Here is a 22,258-nt window from a genome sequence, read left to right as displayed (position 1 = left end):
GTCTAAATGACAATGATAGATATGTGTACCTATTAAAAACAACAAGTTACATATTGGCACGTCTGCTGCAATAGCTGGTTCAGTCGAACATACACTATTGCATCCGAGGAACTGCCTGATGAGCATTCACGTCAAGAACAACATCCACTGGGTCGGCCAACGGGACTGGGAGGTACGCGACTTCCACGGTACCGAGTACAAAACCCACAAGGGCACCAGCTACAACAGCTATCTCATCCGCGAAGGGAAGAACGTGCTGATCGACACCGTCGATCACAAGTTCAGCCGCGAGTTCGTGCAGAACCTGGCGGCCGAGATCGATCTCAGCCTCATCGACTTTGTGGTGATCAACCACGCCGAAGAGGATCACGCCGGCGCCCTGACCGAGTTGATGGCCCGTATCCCCGGCATCCCCATCTACTGCACCCACAACGCCATCGACTCCATCACCGGCCATCATCACCACCCGGAGTGGAACTTCCACCCGGTCAAGACCGGTGACAGCCTGGACATCGGCAACGGCAAGCAGCTGGTGTTCATCGAGACCCCCATGCTGCACTGGCCCGACAGCATGATGACCTATATGACCGAGGACGCGGTGCTGTTCTCCAACGACGCCTTCGGCCAGCACTACTGCGACGAGCACCTGTTCAACGACGAGGTGGATCAGACCGAGCTGATGGAGCAGTGCCAGCGTTACTACGCCAACATCCTCACCCCCTTCAGCCCGCTGGTGACCGCCAAGATCAAGGAAGTGCTCGGCTTCAACCTGCCGGTGAGCATGGTGGCCACCTCCCACGGCATCGTCTGGCGCGAGGACCCCACCCAGATCATCCTGAAATACCTGGAGTGGGCCGACCACTATCAGGAAGACCGCATTACCTTGTTCTACGACTCCATGTCTAACAACACCCGCATGATGGCCGACGCCATCGCCCAGGGCATCCACGAGGTGGACCCCGGCGTGGCGGTGAAGATTTACAACGTGGCCCGCCACGACAAGAACGAGATCCTGACCCAGGTGTTCCGTTCCAAGGGGATACTGGTGGGCTCCTCCACCATGAACAACGTCATGATGCCCAAGGTGGCGGGCATGCTCGAAGAGATCACCGGCCTGCGTTTTCGCAACAAGCGTGCCTCGGCCTTTGGCAGCTACGGCTGGACCGGCGGCGCGGTGGACCGGATCCAGACTCGCCTGATGGATGCGGGTTTTGACATCAGCATCTCCCTCAAGGCCAAGTGGCGGCCGGATGGCTTGGCGCTGGCCGAGTGCCGCGAGCACGGTCGCCAACTCGCCCGCCAATGGGCGCTGCACCCGCTGGAGGCGCCCCGCCCGATCACCACAACCCAGGCAACCGTGACGCCAGTATCTGTGCCAGCCAAGGCTCGGCAAGCCACTCCGGCTGCCGCCGAATGGGATGACGACCAGGCCATGCTCTGCACCGTCTGCCAGTGGGTCTACGACCCGGCCCAAGGCGAGCCGGATCAGCTGGTGGCGCCGGGTACCCCCTGGGCCCAGATACCTGACAGCTTCCTCTGCCCCGGCTGCGGCATCGGCAAGGAGGTATTCGAACCCTGCGCCGTGGAGGCCTGTGTATGAGCACAACAACGCAGAGTGACGCCGGCATCAGCCGGGAGATAGTGGTGATCGGCAGCGGCTTCGCCGCCCAGCAGCTGGTCAAGAGCCTGCGCAAGCTGGACGCCGAGCAGCCCATCCGCCTCATCACCGCCGACAACGGCAACGAGTACAACAAGCCCGACTTGAGCCACGTGGTGAGCCGGGGCTGCGCCGCCGCAGCCATGACCCGCCAGAGTGGCAGCGACTTTGCCGAGCAGCAGCGCATTGCGCTGTTGCCCCACTGCCCGGTGCTCGGCATCGACCCAGCCCGGCGGTTGGTGCTGACCGAGCAGGGGGAATTCCCCTATGGCCAGCTGGTGCTGGCCACCGGCGCCAGTGCGGTACGCCCCGAGCTGCCGGGCAGCGAACACCTGGTCACCCTCAACAGCCAGCAGGAGTATGCCGCCGCCGAGGGGGCAATCCAGCAGGCTCGCCGCATCCTGGTGCTGGGGGCCGGCCTCATCGGCTGCGAGCTGGCGATGGACATGGCGAGCGATGGCCGTGAGGTCACCCTGCTGGATCTGGCCGACAGCCCGCTCAGCGCCCTGCTGCCCGCCACCCTGACCCAGCCGCTGCAACAGGCGCTGCGCAGCCAGGGGGTCAGCCTGCAGTTCGGGACAGGTCTTGCCAGGATAGATGCCCAGCCGGGCGATGGCTGGCGCGTCACCCTGAGTGACGGGCGCGTCAGCGAGCAGGATCTGGTGATCGCCGCGATCGGCCTGCGGCCGAATCTGGCCCTGGCCAGCGGGGCCGGGCTGGCAGTGGAGCGCGGCATCCTGGTCGACCATCGGCTGCAGACCAGCGATCCCCACATCTTCGCGCTGGGGGATTGCGTGCAGTGGCAGGGCCAGTTGCTCCCCTTCCTGCAACCCATAGTGCTGGGGGCCAATGCGCTGGCGCGTACCCTGCTCGGCACGCCGACCCCGCTGGCCCTGCCGCCCATGCTGGTGAAGGTGAAGACGCCGCGCTACCCGCTGCAATTGGCCGGCCGCACCCAGGGCGAGGATCTCGCCTGGCAGTGCCGCTGGAACAGCCACGGCATGGTGGCCGAGGCGCGCGACCAAGCCGGCGAGCTGTGTGGCTTCGTGGTGGGGGGCGACCAGATGAGCGCCGCCTTCCCGCTGCTGCGTCAGCTGCCCCGTTAACCCCTTTCATTGCACCGGCCGGGTCGACCCGGCCACTCGAGGAGAACTGATATGGCCATGCAACTGATACCGTCTCACTGGGTGGTGCGCCGCTCCACCCCCTTCTTCACCCGCCAGAATGTGCCCCAGGCCCTGCTCACCCACCACAACACCGCGGCCGGGGTGTTCGGCCAGCTCTGCGTGATGGAGGGCACCGTCACCTATCACGGCTTTGCCGACGAGCAGGCCGAGGAACCGGAGGTGAGCCTGGTGATCCGGGCCGGGGAGTTTGCCACCAGCCCGCCCCAGTACTGGCACAGAGTCGAGCTGTCGGAGGATGCCCGCTTCAACATCCACTTCTGGGCCGAGCAGGCCGAATCCGACCAGCCGCTGTTCAACAGCCGCAAGGCATAAGGTTCAACCATGGGGAGGGACATTGGGCGCAAATGTCCCCCTCTGCCCATGCAGATCAAAATAATCAATTCAGATGTCCGTTATCCTTGCCGCTAGTTGTGGATGAGGCAGTGAGGGAAACATGAGCGTGATCGAAGCCGTGACCATGGCCGCCGGCCTGGCCTATCTGGTGCTGCTGGCGTGGCAGGCGCGATCGGGCTGGCAGTGGCGTCTTGCCTTCGGCCTGCTGCTCATGCTCTGGCTGCTGGCGGCGGACAGCCTGCTCTGGCTCGGCGTCGGGCTGGTGGCCGGCGTGCTTGCCCTCTGGCACCAGCGGCGGCCGCTGCCCGCCCTCGAGGCGCTCGACAGCCAGTGGCTGCGGGCACGCACACGCCAGCTGCTGTTGCTCTGCTGGGGGTTGGTGACGCTGCAGTACGGCCTGCATGTCTGGCAGCTGGGGCAGGGGATGAGCCCCTGGCTGGTACGCCCTGACGTGGTGGACGGCTTCCTGCCCATCGCCGGCGGGCTCGGGCTGCGGGCCTGGCTCGGACAGGGGCTGGTGGATCCGCACCATCCGGCGGCCACCATCACGGTGCTGGTGCTCTCGCTGTCGGCCCTGCTGCTGGGGCGGGCGTTCTGCGCCTGGTTCTGCCCGCTCGGGCTGGTGGGTGAGTGGCTGCACGGCCTGCGCAGCCGATGGCTGGCGGGGGAGTGGACGCCGCCGCGCTGGCTCGATGTCGTGTTGCGTGGCCAGAAGTTTCTGGTGCTCGCGTTCCTGCTGTTTATCGTGCTGATCGCGGTGCCAAGCGCCGCCCTGCCCGGCTACTTCACCAGCCCCTACCATCAGGCGGCGGACATGAAGATGGGGGCCTTTTTCTTCAACCTGACCCTGATCTCGGGTCTGTGCCTTGGCTGGGTGCTGCTGCTCACCGCCACCTTCCGGCAAGGGTTCTGCCGCTATCTCTGCCCCTATGGCGCTTGGCTGGCCCTGCTCGGCCTGCTGACCCCACTGCGCATTCGCCGTGACCCGGCCCGTTGCCTGCGCAGCGCGGGCCACGACTGCGACAAGTGCAGCCGGGCCTGCCCGTCGCGCATCCAGGTGCACCAGCTCATCGCGGTGCGCAGTCTCGAGTGCACCAGCTGCCTGAGCTGCGTGGCCGCCTGCCCCAAGCGGGCCGATGCCCTGCACTTGGGCACGCAGGGGCACCGGCTCGCGCCTCGCCAGCTGCTGGGGCTGCTCTGCCTGTTGCTGTTGGTGCTGCCGCTGCTCGCTTACGGCCTGCTGGGTATCTGGGTCAGCCAGACGCCGCTGGCAGATCGCGCCCACCTGCTGCAACTGCTGCCGCAACTCACTCATTGAGTCACAAGGAGCCAGTTGCAGGCTGTCTGCGAAGGGCTCGTTGGGCTTCCTGAACATGCACCCGCATTTGATACCTGAGGGGTAGCAGGGTAAAGTCCCTTCCCCGACAGGCGGCCCTGCTGCCGTGTCGGGCCGGCAGCCCGCCTTGAGCGCACCTTGCTTCCCTTGCGAAGCAGCCAGCGCCGGGCGCCGGCACCTAGATGAGCGCGATCTACCATGACAACCGGCGTAGCACATGCAACGGTCCGCGGTCGCGATCAGATCCACAATCGTCTTTGGAGAAGTAAATGGGACAGAAACCATCGTTGGTGGGCGGGGCATGCATCATTGCCGGCGTCTGTGTAGGGGCCGGCATGCTGGGCTTGCCGAGTGCGGGGGCGGGCGCCTGGACCATCTGGTCGGTGCTGGCCATCACCCTGACCATGATCGTGATGACGGTCTCCGGCTGGATGCTGCTGGAGTCCTATCAGGGCTATCCGCTGCGCGTGTCGTTCGATACCGTTACCCGCGAACTGCTGGGGGAGAAGCTCAACGCCCTCAACAACCTCACCGTCTATTTCGTCGGCGGCATCCTGCTCTACGCCTACATCACCTCGGCCGGCCTCATCATCGACGGCATGACCGGCATCGGCAGCCAGTTGGGCTCAGTCCTGTTTACCCTGGGCTTCTCCGGCCTGGTGTGGCATTCCACTCGAGCGGTGGATCGCATCTCAGTAGTGCTGGTCATCGCCATGGGGCTGAGCTTCGTGTTCGGCATCTCGGGCCTGTCGCTCAACATCAAGCCGACCCTGCTGTTCGATACCCTGAGCGAGCACGCCAGCTATGCCCCCTATGCGCTGGCCATGCTGCCGGTGGCGCTCACCTCGTTTGGTTATCACCACTCGGTGTCGTCCATGCGCGCCTACTACGGTGAGGAGCGCCGCGCCCGTTACGCCATCCTCGGCGGCACCGCCATCGCGCTGCTGTTCTACCTCATCTGGCTGGTGAGCGTGTTCGGCAACCTGCCGCGCAGCGAGTTCGGCCCCGTGGTGGCCCAGGGCGGCAACGTCGACGTGCTGCTCAAGGCGCTGGCCTCGGTGATCGAATCCGAGGCGGTCGCCAGCGCCCTCAACCTCTTCTCCATGGCTGCCATCCTCTCCTCCTTCATCGGGGTGGGGCTGGGGGTGTTCGACTATCTGGCGGATCTGTTCAAGTTCGACAACGGCCGAGGCGGCCGCGCCAAGTCGTGGGCGGCCACCTTCCTGCCGCCGCTGCTGCTCTCCCTGCTGTTCCCGTTCGGCTTCCTGATGGCCATCGGCTACGCCGGCGCCGTGGCCACCCTGTGGACCTGCATCATCCCGGCCCTGCTGGCCTGGAAGGTGCGCGCCGGCAAGGGCAAGCAAGGTGACAAACAGGAGGGCTTCCGGGCACCGGGCGGCATGCCGATGATCGCCGGCGTCTTCCTGTTCGGGGTACTGACTGCGGCATTCCACCTGCTCAACATGGCTGGTCTACTGCCTGTCTACACCGGCTGATAACCCCGGCCTGCCCCGGCAGACTGCGACAAAAAACGGCGCCTGATGGCGCCGTTTTGCGTTCAAAATTGTGACGCAGGCAGACAGGTTGGTGCCGTTCGGACTCGCCAGTGGGATGGTGTGCACTATAGTTTGGTTCTCTTTGGAGCCAAAATAGGAGCTAGCTATGGCATGGACTATCGATGATTCGCAACCCCGCATCCTCTACAACAAGGACAAGCACGTGGCCGTGACGGCGTCGGCCATGAGCAAGTACCATGAGTGGCGCCGGGAGATAGTGCGCGGTACCGATCCCAAGAACGCCGCCGACAAAGTAGGCGACATGCACTACGAGCAGTTGAGCGGCAAGAATAAAGGGATCTACACGATCCGCCTCAGCCAGGAGCACAGGGTCGCTTTTACCATCAACAGCACCCTGCAGCAGGTCAAGGTGATCAGCATAGGTGGCCACTTCCCACCGAGCTGAGTGGTCTGGTTGAGTACAAAAAGGCGCCTGATGGCGTAATGCCAGTCAGTTAAGCCTGACTGGCATTGTTTTTACTAGGTTTTCTCGTCGCATACTTCTGTGGTTTGGCTTTGATGCACCTTGGGTAACTTCGTTCTCGGCGGGCGGGTAACTTGAACTGCTCTGCCTGTTTGTCCAACTCAGCGACACGCCCTGGAACCATGCCCGGTGACACAAACGGCAGGCAACTGAGTTCATGCAGCAGATACACCGATGCCATGTGAAAGCTCAACTGGCTGGCCGTATAGCCCTTTAAGCTCGCCGCCATCCTAACCATCTGATATCTCAGTAGGTTATAGGCCAATACCAAGCCCCATAGCTCCTGCCTTACTCCATCGGGTTTCTTGCTGCGCAGCGTCAGCCGGTGCTGTTGCAGGCTATGTTTCATCTCCCGATAGCCCAGCTCGATTTCCCAGCGATTCTGGTATAGCTCCATCAACTCGCTGGCCGGGAAGCGCAGCGGGTCGGTGAGCGAGGTCAGCACCTGCCGCTCCTTGCCGTTTACCGTCCGGGTCAGCAGCCGGGCTTCGAACTGCTCCGGCAACTCGCTCCACTTCTTCTTGGCCTGCGGACTGGCTCTGAGGCGTACCAGCACATCCTGCCGCCCCAGCTTGCGGATGACCTCGTATTGAGCCCCCTTTTTCAGCGGAATAAGCCAGTGACGCGCTACGCCCTGGCGTTGCCAGGCATGGAGTAACCCCAGTGAGTAGAAGCCCTTATCGAACAGGGTCAGGCTATTATCGGGTGTTTTTTCAATCAGTTGCTCTGCCAACACCATCTCGTTTACCGCACAGGAGTCCATCACTGTCTGGGTCAGCAGATGACTGGTCAGCTCCATCTGACACAACATGCGGACCTGGGGATATTGCGTCTCCCCCTGGACGGTTTTCGACTTGGCAAAGGCGCCGGCATTGTCCGGAGTATCGGGCGTGCGCCAGACCACCCCGTCCACGGCCAGCAGCTGCAAGCCGGCCCAGGTGGGGTGCTGACACTGCTGATGCCAGAGTGTGGCGGTCTGCTGGAACACCTGTCGAACGGCTTGGTCAGCCAGTTTTTGGCGCGCCTGGATGAAGGCGCTGGGGACGACAAACGGCCGGTCGCCGGGTAACAGGATATCGAGCTGGTTGGCCAGCTGGGCCATAGGGACATGACGAAACAAGGACATCCCGATAATGGCCCATAGCACCCGCTCCATGGGCATGCGCCGTCGGCGCAAGGAGACGGAGCCCGTCTCGGCCAAGCAAGCCTGCACCAGTTCAGGTGACAGCAGGTCAGACAGGGACTCAAACTTTCCGGGAGGACAGGCGTGAATGAAGTCGAGAGCTTGGTCGATACGCATAAAAAAATCCGAAACCCAACAAGGAGTTTCGGATTCTTACACAGCCTGAGGATCGGTCAATGGATCCTTAACTGATCGGCATTAGCCTGATGGCGCCTTTTTTATTGGCTAGCAACCGCATCCCGAGCGGGCTGCGGGTGGCGTGGTCAGCAGTCGGTCATACGGCTCTGCTGCGGGCGAGTCAGATCGCGCCAATCTCGCTGGCGGCGTGTACCAGCTGTTCCAGCTGATGATGGATCTGGCCGCGATCGAGCTGTTGCAGTGGCTGACGGCTCCAGAGTACTGGAGTCAGGCTATCCGGATCGAATGCCAGAACCGGTTTGCAGGGGTCCTGGCTGAACAGGTTCTGCGCTGCGGCTTGTGCGCTGGTGGCAGCTTCCAGGCGGGTAAACATCAGCAGGTAGTTGGCCGGGTGTTCGGTCAGGTGGTAGGTTTGCTCGCCGATCTGCAGGCTGGTGACGCTCTCTTCCTGTGCTGGTATGGGGAGAGAGAGGGAAAGAAACAGCTGGTGGAGGGCGGCGTGATAAAGAGAGTTCATCGAGGGCTCCAAATTGGTGATGGTGCAATTAGAGCAGCTCACCGCTGACGGCACTGTTAATGGTGGCTCTGTTTTTTTAGCTTTCCGGCCAGTTGGATGGTGTGTCGCATTCAGTGCAAAAATCCCGACCAATCGCGATAGTCCGCCTCCATTGCCTCTCCTAGACTGAGCGCGAAACATCACGAGAAGATAAACACTATGCAGATTCAAACACATACTGGCGGCCTGCAGGCCGTCGCCCAGCACAGTGATGCTGCGGCCGGGATTGGCAAGTTCGGCCAGCTGGATGCTCGTCAGGTTGCCACCAGTCAGGATGCCCTTCAGCTGGGCAGCCGCAGTGAACCGCAAAAAGGAGAGGGGCTGCTGTCCCGTTTGGGAGCCCAGTTGGCCCGTCCGTTTGTGGCACTGAAAGAGTGGATCGGCAATCTGCTGGGGGCTCGCCCCGCAGTGCCCGCCCGCTCCGCACCGCCGGTAGACAATCTCTCCCTGGCCGACCAAAAGCGTCTGCAGCTGCAAAAGGCGCTGCCCTTTACCCTGGGTGGCCTCGATAAGGCGAGCGAGCTCAATAACATAGATGCACAGCAGTTGGGGCAGGAACATGCCCGGCTGGCGACCGGCAATGGCGCCCTGCGCTCGCTGGCAACCTCACTGAACGGGATCAAGGATGGCTCCATGCGGCAGGAGAACCAAACCTTGGCGGCCGGGTTGCTTGAACGTCCCATCGCCGGTATCCCGCTCCAGCAGTGGGGCACGGTGGGCGGCAAGGTAACGGAGTTGCTCGCCAGCGCCACTCCTGAACTGTTGCAGGAGGCGATAAGCCAGCTACACGCCGTGATGGCGGAAGTGGCCGACTTGCAGCGCGCGGTCAAAGCCGAGGTCGCCGGCGAACTGCTGCCGGCCACCACCAATGCCGAGGTTGTGGCGGCTCCACATGGGGAGGCCAAGCCTGCCGCCCGTGACACCGTCGCCATGGCACGCCAGACCGAGGTCACCGGTTACAAGCAGGCGCTGGAGCTCATCAGCTACCAGGCCAGCTACCTGCTGCGGGATCAGGCTTCGACCGAGGTTACCCTGAGCAGTGATGACCTCAATGCCTTGCACCAGCACATTGCCGATGGCTCCATCAATGGCTCCCATATGGCCAAGCTGCAAACCCGGGGTGATCTGCAGATCCTGCGTACATTGGCGCTCTCTCTTGCGGGCGGCAGCGATGCCAATGGTGCTTCCCTGGGCAATGCACTCGACAGTCTCGCCTCGGCGCGTCCCAACCAGCGGTTGGTGCTGGGCGGTCTGATGCAGTTTGCCGGTCAGACCGACCAGGCATGGGCAGACCAGACCGCTGGCAAGCCGGAGGATCGACTCGATGCGGGGGCAAGGCTGCGCTTTGATACCGGCCACATGAAGGCGGAGCTGGCTCGTCTTGACGACAGTGCGGCGCGACAGGTGCTGCAACAGCTGGAGGGGGATTTTGGTGATCGAGCCAAGGCCGTCTGCGACTTCGCGGTAGCGCAGGTCTCGACCTTTGCCGACAGCGAGAGCAGCCCGGAAGCCGTACTGGTCTCCCGCCTGACCCGCATGGGTAATCTGGTGGGCAGCCTGACCGACGAGCTGAAGGTGCGCCTCCAGTTGCCAGAGTCAGCACGCGGTGAGTCGACCATGATCGACTCCGTCAGCCAGCTGACCCCGCTGGAGCTGGCAGCCCTGGCCCATATCGGCGTCGAGGCCGGTTATCTCGAGTAATTGGCTCCCTACAAGGAAACTGCATGTAATAACGGACACCTCTGGGTGTCCGTTATTACATGGTGAGTAGCCCGGTTGTGGAGTTACTGCCGGTAGCGGGCGGCGGTGATGAACTGGCCGAAGGTCTCGCACCAGATAATCACGCTGTCGTAGTCGGCCGGGTTCACATCGGCAGGGAGGGGGATGATAAAGTTGTCGAAGGTCTTCACCGGCCCGATTTTCACCATCTTCTCCTTCAGGCGGGCAAAATCGGCCTCGGTCTCGACGAAGGTGGGCGACAGATAGAGCTGGTAGTCGGGGCCCGGTGCCAGCTTGCCCATCAGGCTGATGGCATCGGGCCCGATGCTGACCTGCCCTTCGCCCCAGTGCAGCCGGTCACTGTCTTGCAGATCCCGGCGAAAGGTGCCGTGAAAGCTGGCCTGAGCCTGCCGGGCGGCAACCTGTTCGTTGGCAGGGGCGGGTGGGGCGATCAGGATCGGCAGGGCATAGATGCCGGCCGCAAAGCCGGCGGCGCCCACCAGCAGATGGCTGGCCAGCAGCAGGGCCAGGGTGTTGCGTTGCATGGCTGTCTCGGTCGTTGATTAATTGATGGCACCACCCTACCAGCAGGCTGCCGTCATGCCCACCCCGGGATGGGGCATGACGGTGGTGGCACGGGCATCGCGTGGGCGGGGGTTACTGGATGCTGACTGCCAGGGTGTGGGGCACCTGCTCGCCGCGACGGGCGGAGGCACGCATCTGATAGACCTGGATCAGGTATTTGCCGGAGGCGGGCAGGGCGCCTTGCCACTGACCATCGCCATTGTTGCGACCGATCGCCTCGGCCTGGCCGGGTTGGGCGCCGGGGGCGAAGACATTGAAGTTGGCGTTGCTGCTGCTGCCGATCTTGACCGTCATGGTCTGGCCCGCCTTGGCCACCAGGGTGTAATGGATGGTGTCATAGCCGGTGAAGCTACCCTTGAGCTGGGCGCTGTGGGCCCCCTTGGCAAACTGCACCGGAACCGTGGTGACCTTGTCGGCGGCCTGCGCACCGGCGGCCATGGTGACGGCCAGCAGGGCGGCCTGGATTGCTCGTTTCATCGTTGCACCTCGTGAAGGGGCCCTGTCACCCTGGCAGAGCCGCCCCGACAAGATATGCCCAAATCGGCGGGCTGCCTATCCGGCTCAGAGATATCGTCCCGGCCGAGTTGGTATGAACAGGTGAGATACGTGGCGACGCAGCCTCGCATGTTGCAGCGCAAGGCAAGCGATGGTCGCGTGGGTTGTTAAAGCCGGGCACAGCTGCCTGGCCCGGCTTGGTGTTCGCTCCCTTTATCGCACGAATCAGTGCGCGGGCAGGATTAGGGGTTGAAGCTGCGGGTAATCTTCAACTGATGAATCCCACCGGAGCATTGGGAGTCATTGCCCCAGGCACTGACCGGCAGGTCGCGCTCCAGCGCCAGCAGGGCCATCTCGAACATGCCCCTGCCGGGGTAATCATTCAGGTTTTTGAAGACATGGAAGCTCGTGCTGCCCTGCTCATAATTCTTTTCCCATGAAATCACCACCGCATTGCCCGCGTCGGGGCCGCCACTGGCCGATTTGATATAGCCGGCATGCACATCGGTCAACATGACCCGATCAAGACACTGCACGTCGACCCGGTAAGTGGCCAAGGCACTGGTAGATAACATCAGGGTGGACAAGGCGGCCAACATAACGAACTTCTGTTTCATTATCATTCTACACATCTCCATTTGTGTGTTTTGGGGGAATGACGGAAATTAAAATGAAGAGGTGAAAAAGACCATGCCTATTTAATTCTGATAAATCCGACATTGATTTTATATATTATTTTGCAAGTGAATTATTTGGGTTTTTAATTTTCATCAAGTTATAAGGCGTTGATTTTAAATGGTTTGTTTTGGAGCTTGGATATCACTATTTTTCATCGTTGCGGTGGCAAGAAAGATGGTTGGGTATATAAAACAATGCTTTCTTAATACTGCATTATTTATTTTTAGGTATGTTTTGGCATAAATCACAGCTTAATTGATGAGTCGCAACAAGAAGAAACGGAGCGTAAAAAATATCTTTTGTTGTTATTTCTATCCATCAGCAGCAGCCAGCCTGCATATAAATTTGGATGATCGGTAGAGAGGCAGGCTAATATTCGCGCGTATTCGATTATGGCTGTCGATTAGGAGAACCTGCTGGCGGGCATATCCCGTGCAGCTTTGAATCAGACGCTGTGGGCGCGATGGCAATCCGATACCCTATGGCTTGGGTCTTCTTTTATCACGGGAATGGAACATGCTGATCATCTTCAGTGGTTTGCCGGGCAGCGGAAAAAGCACCATCGCACGAGTCCTGGCCCAGCGGCTGGGTGCCGTCTACCTGCGCATTGATGCCATAGAGCAGGCCATTCGTGCTGCGGAACAGGTGGATAACGAGATGGGGCCGGCCGGTTATTTCGTCGCCTATGGGCTGGCCAGAGAGAACCTGGCACTTGACTCGATCGTCATCACGGATTCCGTTAACCCCATCCCACTCACCTGGGATGCTTACCATGACATCGCCCGCTCGGTCGGGGTGCCCTGTCTCGATATCGAGGTGGTCTGATCCAATCCGAAGCTGCACCGCGAGCGGGTCGAAAATCGGACGGTGGATATCGAGGGGCTGGCATTGCCGGATTGGCAGGCGGTGATCAATCGCGACTATCAACCTTGGGGCAGTGAGCGTCTGGTACTGAATAGCGCCACCCTGTCGGTCACCCAGAGCGTGGAAAAGATTGTCGCCGCGTTGGCACAGGAATCGTAGGTTAGATTAGCGAAGCCTAATCGGACGGACGAGAGGCTGTTGTTGCCGCGAGTCTGCTGCGGCCAGCCGGAGGGAGAAATTCGGCTGGCGGTTATGGCGGGAGAGCCCATTTACGCGAATGTCCGATTATGCCTGGCGACAAGTTGCATCAATCGAGATTGCTATTGCAAGGCTGCGCCAATGTTCATATGGCTCTTGTTATGGCGGGCGGTAGATAGTAACTTGACCGCTCTTTGGAGGGATGTATGAAATTTTTCATATGGCTGTTAAGTAGTTTGGTTGTGTTCTCTGTTCATGCCACTCAAGATTGGATTGGTAATTATTCATTTTATGAAAGTGCAGATCCAGAACATATCCAAGCATGGGATTACAGTCTGACAGTAAATAGAGGTGGTGGTGATAACTTAATCTCCCATCTGGAGGTCAATGGTCATATGACGGTGATTTCCTTGGATGGAAAGGTTGCGATCGATGGGAATCAAGCCACTTTTCTCTTTCTGAGATATAACGGCGTTAATTTATCCAGAGATTTCCATCCTGGTGATAAGTTATTTATATTAGAGCGGAAGGGGAATGTTTTTCTTACTCATTGGAAAATGTTGCGGCCTGTTTTGCAAAGTAATGAAAACAGTGGTGTTCATTTAAGAATAAAAGATGAAATGTAGGTTGCCTAATCTGCATAGCTGCTGTTGTAACATAAAGGTTGGCTTTTATGAATTTTTTGACGGCTGTTGGTGTGATATATTTATGGTTTACGTTTTGGGAGTATTACAATGGAGAAACCCAAGCAAGGCTTCTCTTTAAGATGCGCATTAATGTTTACAGGTCTGCTGAGCCTAAATTATTCTGGACTATTATTATCATACAGTCTGCCATTGGGTTTTCTTTAATTGTTTTTAGTATACTGTACGCTTGATTAAATATACCGGCTCTAAAAATAAAAATCTTGATTAGTGATGCTTTGATGGGCTGAGAATTAATTTACAGTGTTCCGTTGAGAAAGCGTGCCAGCCGGGAGGGGAAGTTCGGCTGGCGGTTATGGCGGGAGAGTCTATTTACGCGAACGTCCGATTACGCCTGACGGCTAATCGAACCTACGAGCTGGCCAGAGAGAACCTGGCACTTGGCTCGACCGTCATCACAGATTCCGTTAACCCCATCCAGCTCACCCGGGATGCTTACCACGACATCGCCCTCTCGGTCGGAGTGCCCTGTCTCGATATCGAGGTGATCTGCTCCAATCCGAAGCTGCACCGCGAGCGGGTCGAGCACCGGACGGTGGATATCGAGGGGCTGGCATTGCCGGATTGGCAGGCGGTGATCACACGCGACTATCCCCCCTGGGACAGTGAGCGTCTGATATTGGATAGTGCCACCCTGTCGGTCACCCAGAGCGTGGAGCAGATCATCGCCGCGTTGGCACAGGAATCGTAGGTTCGATTCGCGCAGCGTTATCGGACGAACGAGAGGCTCTGGTTGCGGTTATTGCCGCGAGTCTGCTGCGGCCAGCCGGAGGAGAAATTCGGGTGGCTGATATGGCGGTAGAGCCCATTTACGCGAACGTCTGATTACGCCTGATGGTTAATCGAACCTACGAGCTGTACATGAGAATTTCCTAGTATTCCAGACTTTATGAAAATTTCAAACGTGAGGAGATTGCTTATGATGAAGGCGCGAGCAACTTGTTCGCACCTTCCTTATATATTAATACTTGGCGTATTAAGAATCAGATGCTTTTTAACTCAGTTAGTTTCCCTATAGGAGAGATTGAGCCTGAAGGTTTATAACATGAAACGATGTACTTGCTCCCCTTGCTAGCATTTATATCAATATACTTATAGCTTCTGTACATGTATCCGGAGTTTTGGTATTGACAGCCCACATACAAAGTAAATTCGCCAGCAGGGAGAATTACTCTTGGATGTCTTAATTTCAGGTTTTTTTGTTGTTCTTTTTTATTGGCTGGGATTGCACTGGTTATAGCTGAGAAGATTTTTATTGGTTCATCAACAAAGGTTCTTTCTACAAAGAAAATAGAATCAGACCTAAGTTTTTCAATTATTGCACTATTCTTAGTGTACAGTTTTACATCGTACTCTTGGATTTCATCCTCGGTATATATGGTGACAACATTCTGCTCACTTTTTCCTTCAGTTTTTTCTGGAAAGAAATCATCTCCGACAGATGAAATGATTGATGCACATCCACTCATAAAGATACAGGTAAGAAATATTAGTATGTTTTTCATACAGAAAAATTATTGGGAAATGATAACCATTATATGATTTGGTGGTATTTAATGTGTGATTTAGGTCTCGTTAGTATATATCTATAACTAAGTTATTATCTGAGTGATATGTGCTCTTGATTCTGTTTTCCAATAAAAAACGGCGCCTTTCGGCGCCGTTTTTATGTCACTTACTCGACCAAGATCACTGTAGCAGGGAGATATCCGCGACTTGCAGGAACAGGTTGCGCAGGTTGTTCAGCAGTGCCAGACGGTTGGCCTTGAGGGCTTCGTCGTCGGCCATCACCATGACTTCGTTGAAGAAGGTATCGACCGGCTCGCGCAGGGCGGCCAGACGGGTGAGGGCGGCCTGATAGTCACCGGCAGCGAACAGCGGGGCCAGTTCGGCTTGCAGTTCGGCAACCTGGGTGGCCAGCGCCTTCTCGGCGGCATCGACCAGCAGTTCCGGTTTGACGGCAGTCGGCAGTTCGCCTTCGACCTTGGCCAGAATGTTGCTCACGCGCTTGTTGGCGGCAGCCAGTGCCAGTGCGGCATCCAGGGTGCGGAAGTGGCTGACGGCCTTGACGCGACGATCGAAGTCGAGCGGGCGGGTCGGGCGGCGGGCCAGCACGGCCAGCACCACGTCGGCACCGATGCCTTCGTCCTGATAGGCGGCACGGAAGCGGCCCAGCATAAAGTCGACCACGTCGGTAACGACGGTTTTGTTGGTCAGCTTGTCGCCGTAGACGCGTACTGTTTCTTCAACCAGTTCAACCAGATCCAGATCCAGCTGCTTCTCGGTCATGATGCGCAGGGCACCGATGGCGGCGCGACGCAGGGCGAACGGGTCCTTGTCACCTTTCGGCAGCATGCCGATGCCGAAGATACCGGCCAGGGTGTCGAACTTGTCGGCCAGTGCGACGGCGCAGGCAACCAGACCAGACGGCAGGGCATCACCGGCAAAGCGCGGCATGTACTGCTCGTTGAGGGCCACGGCCACTGCTTCGTCTTCGCCATCGTGACGGGCGTAGTGCATCCCCATGACACCCTGGGTGTCGGTGAACTCGCCGACCATGTTGGTCATCAGATCACACTTGGAGAGCAGACCGGCACGTTTGGCCTGAGCCACATCGGCGCCGATACGCTCGGCGATAAAGCCGGCGACGGTCTCGATGCGCTCGACCTTGGCCTTGACGGTGCCCAGCTGTTGCTGGAACAGCACGGTTTCAAGGCGCGGCAGGCGGGAGGCCAGGGTCTGCTTGAGGTCGGTCTTGAAGAAGAACTCGGCGTCAGAGAGACGGGGGCGAACCACCTTCTCGTTGCCGCTGATGATCTGGCTCGGGTCTTTGGACTCGATGTTGGTGACGAAGATGAACTTCGGCAGCAGCTTGCCGTTCTTGTCGTAGACCGGGAAGTACTTCTGGTCACCCTTCATGGTGTGCACCAGCGCTTCAGCCGGCACGGCCAAGAACTTCTCTTCAAAGTTGGCGGTCAGCACCACCGGCCATTCGACCAGTGCGGTGACCTCTTCCAGCAGGGCGTCGTCCAGATCGGCCACGCCACCGAAGGCGGCAGCGGCCGCTTCGGCGTCAGCCTTGATCTTGGCCTTGCGCGCCATGAAGTCGGCAATCACCATGCCGCGTTCCTGCAGGATCTGCGGGTACTGGCTGGCGTTGTCGATGGTGAACTCGCTCTCGCCCATAAAGCGGTGACCGCGGATGGTGCGGGCAGAGTCGATACCCAAAATGTGAGCGGGCACCAGCTCCCCATCCAGCAGCAGGGTCACGGTGAACACCGGACGCACGAACTGGATGGTCTTGTCGCCCCAGCGCATCATCTTCGGGATCGGCAGTTTGGCCAGTGCTTGGCTAACCAGCTCGCCCAGCAGATCTTTGGCCGGACGGCCTTCGACCTTGGCGGTGTGAACCAGCCACTCACCCTTGTCGGTGACCAGACGCTCGGCCTGCTCAACGGTGATGCCGTTGCCACGGGCCCAGCCTTCGGCAGCCTTGGTCGGCTTGCCTTCGGCATCGAATGCCTGAGCCACGGCCGGGCCGCGCTTCTCGACGCTCTTGCTCGGCTGTTCGCCGGCCAGCTCGCTTACCTTCAGCGCCAGGCGGCGCGGGGAGGCAAACCACTCGACGTCGCCGAAGGCCAGATCGGCCTTGGTCAGTTCGGCTTTGAAGTTGTCGGCAAAGGCTTCGGCCAGGGAGCGCAGGGCTTTGGGCGGCAGCTCAGCAGTACCGATCTCTACCAGAAATGTATGTTGTGCCATGTCCGTTCCTTAACCTTGCTTGTTCTCGTTGCTGCCGCGTTGGCACATCGGGAAGCCCAGCGCTTCGCGGGAGGCGTAGTATGCCTCTGCCACGGCCTTGGTCAGGGTGCGAATGCGCAGGATGTAGCGCTGACGCTCGGTGACCGAGATGGCCTTGCGGGCATCCAGCAGGTTGAAGGAGTGAGCGGCTTTCAGGATGCGCTCGTAGGCAGGCAGCGGCAGCGGTTTTTCCAGTGCCAGCAGATTCTGGGCTTCCTTCTCGTACTGCTCGAAGCAGTGGAACAGGAACTCCACATCGGCGTGTTCGAAGTTGTAGGTGGATTGCTCCACTTCGTTCTGGTGGAACACGTCGCCGTAGGTGGTCTTGCCCAGCGGGCCGTCAGACCAGACCAGATCGTAGACGCTGTCGACGCCCTGAATGTACATGGCCAGACGCTCGAGACCGTAGGTGATCTCGCCGGTGACCGGCTTGCACTCGAGGCCGCCAACCTGCTGGAAGTAGGTGAACTGGGTCACTTCCATGCCGTTCAGCCACACTTCCCAACCCAGACCCCAGGCACCCAGGGTCGGGTTTTCCCAGTTGTCTTCCACGAAGCGGATGTCGTGGATTTCAGGATCCATGCCCAGCTCTTTCAGGGAGCCCAGATAGAGTTCCTGAATGTTGTCGGGGGAAGGCTTGATGATCACCTGGAACTGGTAGTAGTGCTGCAGGCGGTTCGGGTTTTCACCGTAGCGGCCGTCAGTCGGACGGCGGGACGGTTGCACGTAGGCGCAGGCGATGGGCTCGGGGCCCAGGGCGCGCAGGCAGGTCATGGGGTGAGAAGTACCGGCACCCACTTCCATATCCAGCGGCTGAATGATGGTACAGCCCTGGCGGGACCAATAGTCCTGCAGCTGCAGGATCAGGCCCTGAAAGGTTTTGACATCGAATTTTTGCATAATTTTTTTCGCGCGAAATGAAATCAGAGCAAGATTTGCTGAATGTGAACCGAAGGAGTATACCGTCTGGCATGGTCGGATAATAGGCGAAATTACAGTGGATTAATGTGATGGCGCTGCGTCGGGCCTGGGCGGGAGGGGTTGTCGGCACTCCCACGCCCGGGTTGGCATCGACCCCGGGGATTGGATGAAATGACAGGAGAGAGGGAATGGAGTTGCGTTGCGCCTGGGTGACCAAAGACCCGGAATACATCGAATACCATGACAAACAGTGGGGCAGGCCGGTCCATGACGCCCGCGAGCTGTTTGCCAAGCTTTGCCTCGACGGCCAGCAGGCGGGGCTGTCGTGGATCACTATCTTGAAGCGCACCGAGAGCTACCATCGCGCCTATGCCGACTTCGATCCGGTGCGCATCGTGCAGTTCGACGAGCAGGATGTGGAGCGGCTGATGCAAGACACCGGCATCATCCGCAACCGGCTCAAGGTGCAGTCGATCATCAAAAATGCCCGCGCCTATCTGGCGCTGGAGGCGGAAGGCATCGACTTTGTCGATTATCTGTGGGGCTTCGTGGGTGGCGCCCCCATCGTCAACCAGCGCCAGGGCAATGGCGACATTCCGGCGACTTCGCCGGAGTCGGATGCCATGTCGAAGGCGCTCAAGAAGCGTGGCTTCACCTTCGTCGGCAGCACCATCTGCTACGCCTTCATGCAGGCGGTGGGGATGGTGAACGATCATCTGGTGACCTGCCCCTGCCACGCCGAGTGCCAACAGGGGCCTGCGTGCCAATAAACCGGGCGCAAGGCAAAAGAGAAGGGAGGCTGATGCCTCCCTTTTGCATATCGGCATGGCGTCAGCCATGGTGTCCGTCAGGCGATCCCGGCCTGACGCAGCGTGCCTGAGTACTGTTTGTCGACCTTGGAGATGTGGTTGAGCAGCCAGTTCTTGAGAAACACCAGCAGCTCCATGTTGAACTCCTCGTCGTCCGTGCCGTTGCGCTGCATCAGGGTGTCGAGCTCCGCCAGCAGCCGGGCATGTTCCTGCTTGTGGCGGCGCAGCTCGGGGTAGCCCGCCTGCTCCATCACGCGCTCCTCGTCGGCAAAGTGCTGGGTGGCGAGCTTGAGCAGCTCGTCGAGCCGCTGTTTGCGCAGCTGGGCCGGGCTCTTGTCGAGCACCGCCTGGTAGAGCCGGTTCATCGCCTCGAACAAGCCCAGATGCTGGCTGTCCATGCTGGGCACCTGCACCATGAAGGCCTCGTTCCAGTGCAGCAGCTCCTGATCCTGGCTGGCTGAGCCTGCCTTGCTGACGTCGAACTGATCGCTGATGAGGCCGATCTCCTCGTTGGCCTGGTTCATGTCCCGGGTGTGGCTGCGGCTCTGGCGCGCCAGCTCCAGACATTCGCGGGCGATGCTGGCGACCTCCATCACATTGCGGTTGGTCTCTTCGGTGACCTGGGCCTGCTGGCCGGCGGCGGTGGCGATGTGGCCGTTCATGTCGTTGACCCGGGTGATGGCTTCGACGATGGCGGTCAGGGTCTCGCCGGTGCCCGCCGCCTGACTGACCGCCTGTTCGCTCACGTTGCGGGTGGTGTGCATAGTGGTCACCGCATGGCGGGTGTTGTGCTGCAGCGCCTCGATACGCTGCTGGATGTCGATGGTGGCGGCCTGAGTGCGGGTCGCCAGCTGGCGCACCTCGTCGGCCACCACCGCGAAGCCGCGGCCCTGCTCACCGGCCCGGGCCGCCTCGATGGCGGCGTTGAGCGCCAGCAGGTTGGTCTGTTCCGAGATGGTGCGGATCACCTGCAGGATGTTGCCGATCTGGGTGCTCTCCTGATCCAGCTGGGTCACTTCCCCGGCGGATTGCTCGATGTGATCGGCCACCTGCCGGATCAGGGAGATGGTCTGGCTCACCTGCCGCTGGCCGTCGTGAGCCTGCTGCTGGGTGAGCAGGGTATCCTGGCTGGCCTGCTCGGTGTTGTGCTCGATGTTGTGAACGGTGGCGGTCATCTCGTTGATGGCGGTCGCCAGCATGTCGGTATTCTGCTGGGCCTGTTGCATGCTGCTGAGGGTGCTGCCGGAGTGCGACATCAGCAGGGCCATCTTGTCATGGGTCTTGCGCGAAACCTGCTGCACCGTACCGATCAGGCTGTCGATATTGCCGAGGAAGCGGTTGAACACCTCCGCCAGATAGGCGAACTCGTCCTTGCCCTGGCTGTGCAGCCGGAAGGTGAGGTTGTGGCTGTGATTCGCCAGCTCGACCAGCTGGCCCATCAGGTGCTGCAGCGGGCCGACGGTCTTGAAGTAGATGAGCAGCAGCATCAACAGGATGATGGCCAGGCTGACGGCCAACTGCAGCATGTCCTGATGCTGCAGGGCCTCGCTCTGGCCGCGGATATCCTGCTCCCGCTGCTGGAACTGGTGTTGCTGCTGTTCCAGCATCGCTTCGACCTGGCTGGCGATGTTGTCGGTAAGGGCGTCAAACCCTTCGGTCGGCTGCTTCATCAGCTGGTTGCCGGCCTCGCGCCCCTCCTTCAGATAGATGTCCACCATCCGCTTGCCGATCTCCAGCTGGCGGGCCAGCAGCGGGGTGAGTGGCGCTTTCAGCTGCGGCAGCCGCTCCAGCAACTGGCGGGCCGCCTGGGCATGCTGTTCGGCCTCGCCGATGGAGTCCATCTCGCCGGAGACGGCGGCATCGGTCAGGAACTGCTGGACCTGGGTGGTGTGATAACGCAGCTCCTGCAGGGCGATCTGCTCGTTGGCGCTGACGATGAGCTGGTTGGGCAGCTCACCGAGGCGGGCGGTCAGGCTGCTGCGCCAGAGCCCGCCCAGCGCCATGGTGATCAGAATGATGAGGCTGGCACTCAGCAGCAGGTGCCGGATCGAGACGTTGCGAAGCAGTGCGGACATGAGAGACCTCGAACTCCTGTTGATAGTGCATTCAATAGTAGCCAAAGGGGGCGCATTTTGGCCCGTTGCACAAGGAGATAGGTCACAGTTGTGAGCTTGATCCGGCTACCGGTTCAGGCGGCATCCAGCCGGCCTGCGGATACTGGGGGGGGGGGGCGGAGAGGAGCGTGATGTTGATAACGTCACATCTTGGCACACCTCTGGGGTAGAATGCGCCCTCTTTGGATTTGAGTCGGTTTTTTTAGAGGTTTTTCATGCATTTCAAGACACTTGTTCCCGCCGTTGCTCTGCTCGTAGCCCTGACCGGCTGTACCACCAACCCCTACACTGGGGAATCCCAGACCTCCAAGGGCGCCTGGGGCGCGCTGGCTGGCGCGGCCACTGGCGCCGCCGTGGGCGCGCTCTCCTCCAGCAAGGGTGACCGCAAGAAGGGGATCCTGACCGGCGTGGCCGCCGGCGCCGCGCTGGGTGGTGGTATCGGCTACTACATGGACGTGCAGGAAGCCAAGCTGCGCGAGAAGCTGCAGGGCACCGGTGTCAGCGTGACCCGCAACGGTGATCAGCTGATCCTCAACATGCCGAACAACGTCACCTTCGACAGCTCCAGCGCCCAGCTGAAAGCGGCCGGTGCCAACACTCTGTCTGGTGTGGCCATGGTGGTGGCCGAGTTCGACAAGACTCGCCTGAACGTGGTCGGTCACACCGACAGCACTGGTTCCCGCGAGCTGAACATGAAGCTCTCCGCCCAGCGCGCTGATGCCGTCGCCGCCCAGTTGATCGGCCAGGGTGTGACCGGCAGCCGTATCTCCACCAGCGGCGTGGGCCCGGATCAGCCGGTTGCCACCAACAGCACCGCCGAAGGCAAGGCTCAGAACCGTCGGGTGACCATCACCCTGACCCCGACCGCCTAAGCGGTCCGGTTCGCAGCCATGAAAAAGGCCCCGCCAGCGATGGCGGGGCCTTTTGTTATCCGGCGTTGCGG

The 22,258-nt window shown here is 59.9% G+C and carries 19 protein-coding genes and 2 pseudogenes; 12 read left to right on the top strand and 9 right to left on the bottom strand.

The features are described from left to right. Positions 1–118 precede the first annotated feature (118 nt). From norV to C2U40_RS22325, 6 genes are all read left to right on the top strand, one after another. Complete coding sequence (gene norV / locus C2U40_RS22350; protein ID WP_103829287.1) at positions 119–1,600, top strand: anaerobic nitric oxide reductase flavorubredoxin; 1,482 nt, start codon at positions 119–121, stop codon at positions 1,598–1,600. Next, on the top strand, positions 1,597–2,763 hold the full coding sequence (gene norW / locus C2U40_RS22345; RefSeq protein ID WP_103829286.1) for an NADH:flavorubredoxin reductase NorW: 1,167 nt from the start codon (positions 1,597–1,599) through the stop codon (positions 2,761–2,763). The genes norV and norW overlap by 4 nt, the downstream gene beginning before the upstream one ends. 51 nt (positions 2,764–2,814) lie before the next feature. Then, complete coding sequence (locus tag C2U40_RS22340) at positions 2,815–3,156, top strand: DUF1971 domain-containing protein (protein ID WP_019840749.1); 342 nt, start codon at positions 2,815–2,817, stop codon at positions 3,154–3,156. Between the two features lie 121 nt (positions 3,157–3,277). After that, positions 3,278–4,495 (top strand): 4Fe-4S binding protein, encoded by a 1,218-nt coding sequence (locus tag C2U40_RS22335; protein WP_103829285.1) that lies wholly within the window; start codon positions 3,278–3,280, stop codon positions 4,493–4,495. Between the two features lie 287 nt (positions 4,496–4,782). Then, complete coding sequence (locus C2U40_RS22330) at positions 4,783–6,009, top strand: aromatic amino acid transporter (protein WP_103829284.1); 1,227 nt, start codon at positions 4,783–4,785, stop codon at positions 6,007–6,009. Between the two features lie 166 nt (positions 6,010–6,175). Then, entirely contained in the window at positions 6,176–6,475 is a 300-nt protein-coding gene (locus C2U40_RS22325; RefSeq protein ID WP_029302610.1) for a hypothetical protein, read from the top strand. A 49-nt stretch (positions 6,476–6,524) separates the two neighbouring features. Here C2U40_RS22325 and C2U40_RS22320 read toward each other — a convergent pair whose 3' ends face one another. Beyond that, entirely contained in the window at positions 6,525–7,853 is a 1,329-nt protein-coding gene (locus tag C2U40_RS22320) for an IS4 family transposase (protein ID WP_052816382.1), read from the bottom strand. Positions 7,854–8,034: 181 nt separating this feature from the next. After that, positions 8,035–8,391, bottom strand: coding sequence for a CesT family type III secretion system chaperone (locus C2U40_RS22315; protein WP_103828976.1), 357 nt, complete (start codon positions 8,389–8,391; stop codon positions 8,035–8,037). 198 nt (positions 8,392–8,589) lie between these two features. Between C2U40_RS22315 and C2U40_RS22310 the strand changes: the two genes are divergently transcribed. Beyond that, a complete protein-coding gene (locus C2U40_RS22310; protein ID WP_103828977.1) occupies positions 8,590–10,131 on the top strand; it encodes an ADP-ribosyltransferase in 1,542 nt (513 codons plus the stop codon). Positions 10,132–10,214: 83 nt separating this feature from the next. On the opposite strand, the gene C2U40_RS22305 is transcribed toward C2U40_RS22310, so the two are convergent. From C2U40_RS22305 to C2U40_RS22295, 3 genes are all read right to left on the bottom strand, one after another. Beyond that, entirely contained in the window at positions 10,215–10,694 is a 480-nt protein-coding gene (locus C2U40_RS22305; protein WP_103828978.1) for a DM13 domain-containing protein, read from the bottom strand. Positions 10,695–10,806: 112 nt separating this feature from the next. Then, positions 10,807–11,211: a g-type lysozyme inhibitor gene (locus C2U40_RS22300; protein WP_103828979.1), complete on the bottom strand. Its 405-nt coding sequence runs from the start codon at positions 11,209–11,211 to the stop codon at positions 10,807–10,809. A gap of 260 nt (positions 11,212–11,471) precedes the next feature. Then, positions 11,472–11,852 carry a hypothetical protein gene (locus C2U40_RS22295; RefSeq protein WP_103828980.1) on the bottom strand — a complete coding sequence of 127 codons (381 nt, stop codon included), beginning with the start codon at positions 11,850–11,852 and terminating at the stop codon, positions 11,472–11,474. A gap of 571 nt (positions 11,853–12,423) precedes the next feature. On the opposite strand from C2U40_RS22295, the pseudogene C2U40_RS22290 reads away from it, so the two are divergent. The 3 genes and pseudogenes from C2U40_RS22290 to C2U40_RS22280 all read left to right on the top strand — a co-directional run. Next, positions 12,424–12,930: pseudogene (locus C2U40_RS22290) on the top strand (AAA family ATPase). A 245-nt stretch (positions 12,931–13,175) separates the two neighbouring features. Further along, positions 13,176–13,595 (top strand): DUF5991 domain-containing protein, encoded by a 420-nt coding sequence (locus tag C2U40_RS26305; protein ID WP_146054401.1) that lies wholly within the window; start codon positions 13,176–13,178, stop codon positions 13,593–13,595. Positions 13,596–14,025: 430 nt separating this feature from the next. After that, positions 14,026–14,364 (top strand): annotated as a pseudogene (locus C2U40_RS22280) (AAA family ATPase); the annotation flags it as partial. Between the two features lie 292 nt (positions 14,365–14,656). On the opposite strand, the gene C2U40_RS26300 reads toward C2U40_RS22280, so the two are convergent. The 3 genes from C2U40_RS26300 to glyQ all read right to left on the bottom strand — a co-directional run bounded on the left by C2U40_RS26300 (position 14,657) and on the right by glyQ (position 18,371). Beyond that, a complete protein-coding gene (locus tag C2U40_RS26300) occupies positions 14,657–15,178 on the bottom strand; it encodes a hypothetical protein (RefSeq protein ID WP_146054402.1) in 522 nt (173 codons plus the stop codon). 184 nt (positions 15,179–15,362) lie between these two features. Next, the gene (gene glyS, locus C2U40_RS22275) at positions 15,363–17,432 is read right to left on the bottom strand and encodes a glycine--tRNA ligase subunit beta (protein WP_103828982.1); all 2,070 of its coding nucleotides are present in this window, start codon (positions 17,430–17,432) and stop codon (positions 15,363–15,365) included. Positions 17,433–17,441: 9 nt separating this feature from the next. Beyond that, complete coding sequence (gene glyQ, locus C2U40_RS22270) at positions 17,442–18,371, bottom strand: glycine--tRNA ligase subunit alpha (RefSeq protein ID WP_010672400.1); 930 nt, start codon at positions 18,369–18,371, stop codon at positions 17,442–17,444. Between the two features lie 209 nt (positions 18,372–18,580). Between glyQ and C2U40_RS22265 the strand changes: the two genes are divergently transcribed. Continuing rightward, complete coding sequence (locus C2U40_RS22265; protein WP_103828983.1) at positions 18,581–19,162, top strand: DNA-3-methyladenine glycosylase I; 582 nt, start codon at positions 18,581–18,583, stop codon at positions 19,160–19,162. 77 nt (positions 19,163–19,239) lie between these two features. On the opposite strand, the gene C2U40_RS22260 is transcribed toward C2U40_RS22265, so the two are convergent. Next, a complete protein-coding gene (locus C2U40_RS22260) occupies positions 19,240–21,276 on the bottom strand; it encodes a bacteriohemerythrin (protein WP_103828984.1) in 2,037 nt (678 codons plus the stop codon). 254 nt (positions 21,277–21,530) lie between these two features. On the opposite strand from C2U40_RS22260, the gene C2U40_RS22255 reads away from it, so the two are divergent. Further along, positions 21,531–22,187, top strand: coding sequence for an OmpA family lipoprotein (locus C2U40_RS22255; protein ID WP_016348987.1), 657 nt, complete (start codon positions 21,531–21,533; stop codon positions 22,185–22,187). Positions 22,188–22,258: the final 71 nt, after the last annotated feature.

Origin of the sequence: Aeromonas sp. ASNIH4 (assembly GCF_002934425.1) — a bacterium.
Taxonomy (GTDB): Bacteria; Pseudomonadota; Gammaproteobacteria; order Enterobacterales; family Aeromonadaceae; genus Aeromonas; species Aeromonas hydrophila.
Note: the sequence above shows the minus strand (reverse complement) of the source record. Positions and strands in the feature narration are given on the sequence as shown.

Excerpts from the sequence above, each read along its gene's own strand:
- norV (WP_103829287.1), top strand. The coding sequence starts at position 119 with ATGAGCATTCACGTCAAGAACAACATCCACTGGGTCGGCCAACGGGAC.
- norW (WP_103829286.1), top strand. The coding sequence starts at position 1,597 with ATGAGCACAACAACGCAGAGTGACGCCGGCATCAGCCGGGAGATAGTG.
- C2U40_RS22340 (WP_019840749.1), top strand. The coding sequence starts at position 2,815 with ATGGCCATGCAACTGATACCGTCTCACTGGGTGGTGCGCCGCTCCACC.
- C2U40_RS22335 (WP_103829285.1), top strand. The coding sequence starts at position 3,278 with ATGAGCGTGATCGAAGCCGTGACCATGGCCGCCGGCCTGGCCTATCTG.
- C2U40_RS22330 (WP_103829284.1), top strand. The coding sequence starts at position 4,783 with ATGGGACAGAAACCATCGTTGGTGGGCGGGGCATGCATCATTGCCGGC.
- C2U40_RS22325 (WP_029302610.1), top strand. The coding sequence starts at position 6,176 with ATGGCATGGACTATCGATGATTCGCAACCCCGCATCCTCTACAACAAG.
- C2U40_RS22320 (WP_052816382.1), bottom strand. The coding sequence starts at position 7,853 with ATGCGTATCGACCAAGCTCTCGACTTCATTCACGCCTGTCCTCCCGGA.
- C2U40_RS22315 (WP_103828976.1), bottom strand. The coding sequence starts at position 8,391 with ATGAACTCTCTTTATCACGCCGCCCTCCACCAGCTGTTTCTTTCCCTC.
- C2U40_RS22310 (WP_103828977.1), top strand. The coding sequence starts at position 8,590 with ATGCAGATTCAAACACATACTGGCGGCCTGCAGGCCGTCGCCCAGCAC.
- C2U40_RS22305 (WP_103828978.1), bottom strand. The coding sequence starts at position 10,694 with ATGCAACGCAACACCCTGGCCCTGCTGCTGGCCAGCCATCTGCTGGTG.
- C2U40_RS22300 (WP_103828979.1), bottom strand. The coding sequence starts at position 11,211 with ATGAAACGAGCAATCCAGGCCGCCCTGCTGGCCGTCACCATGGCCGCC.
- C2U40_RS22295 (WP_103828980.1), bottom strand. The coding sequence starts at position 11,852 with ATGATAATGAAACAGAAGTTCGTTATGTTGGCCGCCTTGTCCACCCTG.
- C2U40_RS26305 (WP_146054401.1), top strand. The coding sequence starts at position 13,176 with ATGAAATTTTTCATATGGCTGTTAAGTAGTTTGGTTGTGTTCTCTGTT.
- C2U40_RS26300 (WP_146054402.1), bottom strand. The coding sequence starts at position 15,178 with ATGAAAAACATACTAATATTTCTTACCTGTATCTTTATGAGTGGATGT.
- glyS (WP_103828982.1), bottom strand. The coding sequence starts at position 17,432 with ATGGCACAACATACATTTCTGGTAGAGATCGGTACTGCTGAGCTGCCG.
- glyQ (WP_010672400.1), bottom strand. The coding sequence starts at position 18,371 with ATGCAAAAATTCGATGTCAAAACCTTTCAGGGCCTGATCCTGCAGCTG.
- C2U40_RS22265 (WP_103828983.1), top strand. The coding sequence starts at position 18,581 with ATGGAGTTGCGTTGCGCCTGGGTGACCAAAGACCCGGAATACATCGAA.
- C2U40_RS22260 (WP_103828984.1), bottom strand. The coding sequence starts at position 21,276 with ATGTCCGCACTGCTTCGCAACGTCTCGATCCGGCACCTGCTGCTGAGT.
- C2U40_RS22255 (WP_016348987.1), top strand. The coding sequence starts at position 21,531 with ATGCATTTCAAGACACTTGTTCCCGCCGTTGCTCTGCTCGTAGCCCTG.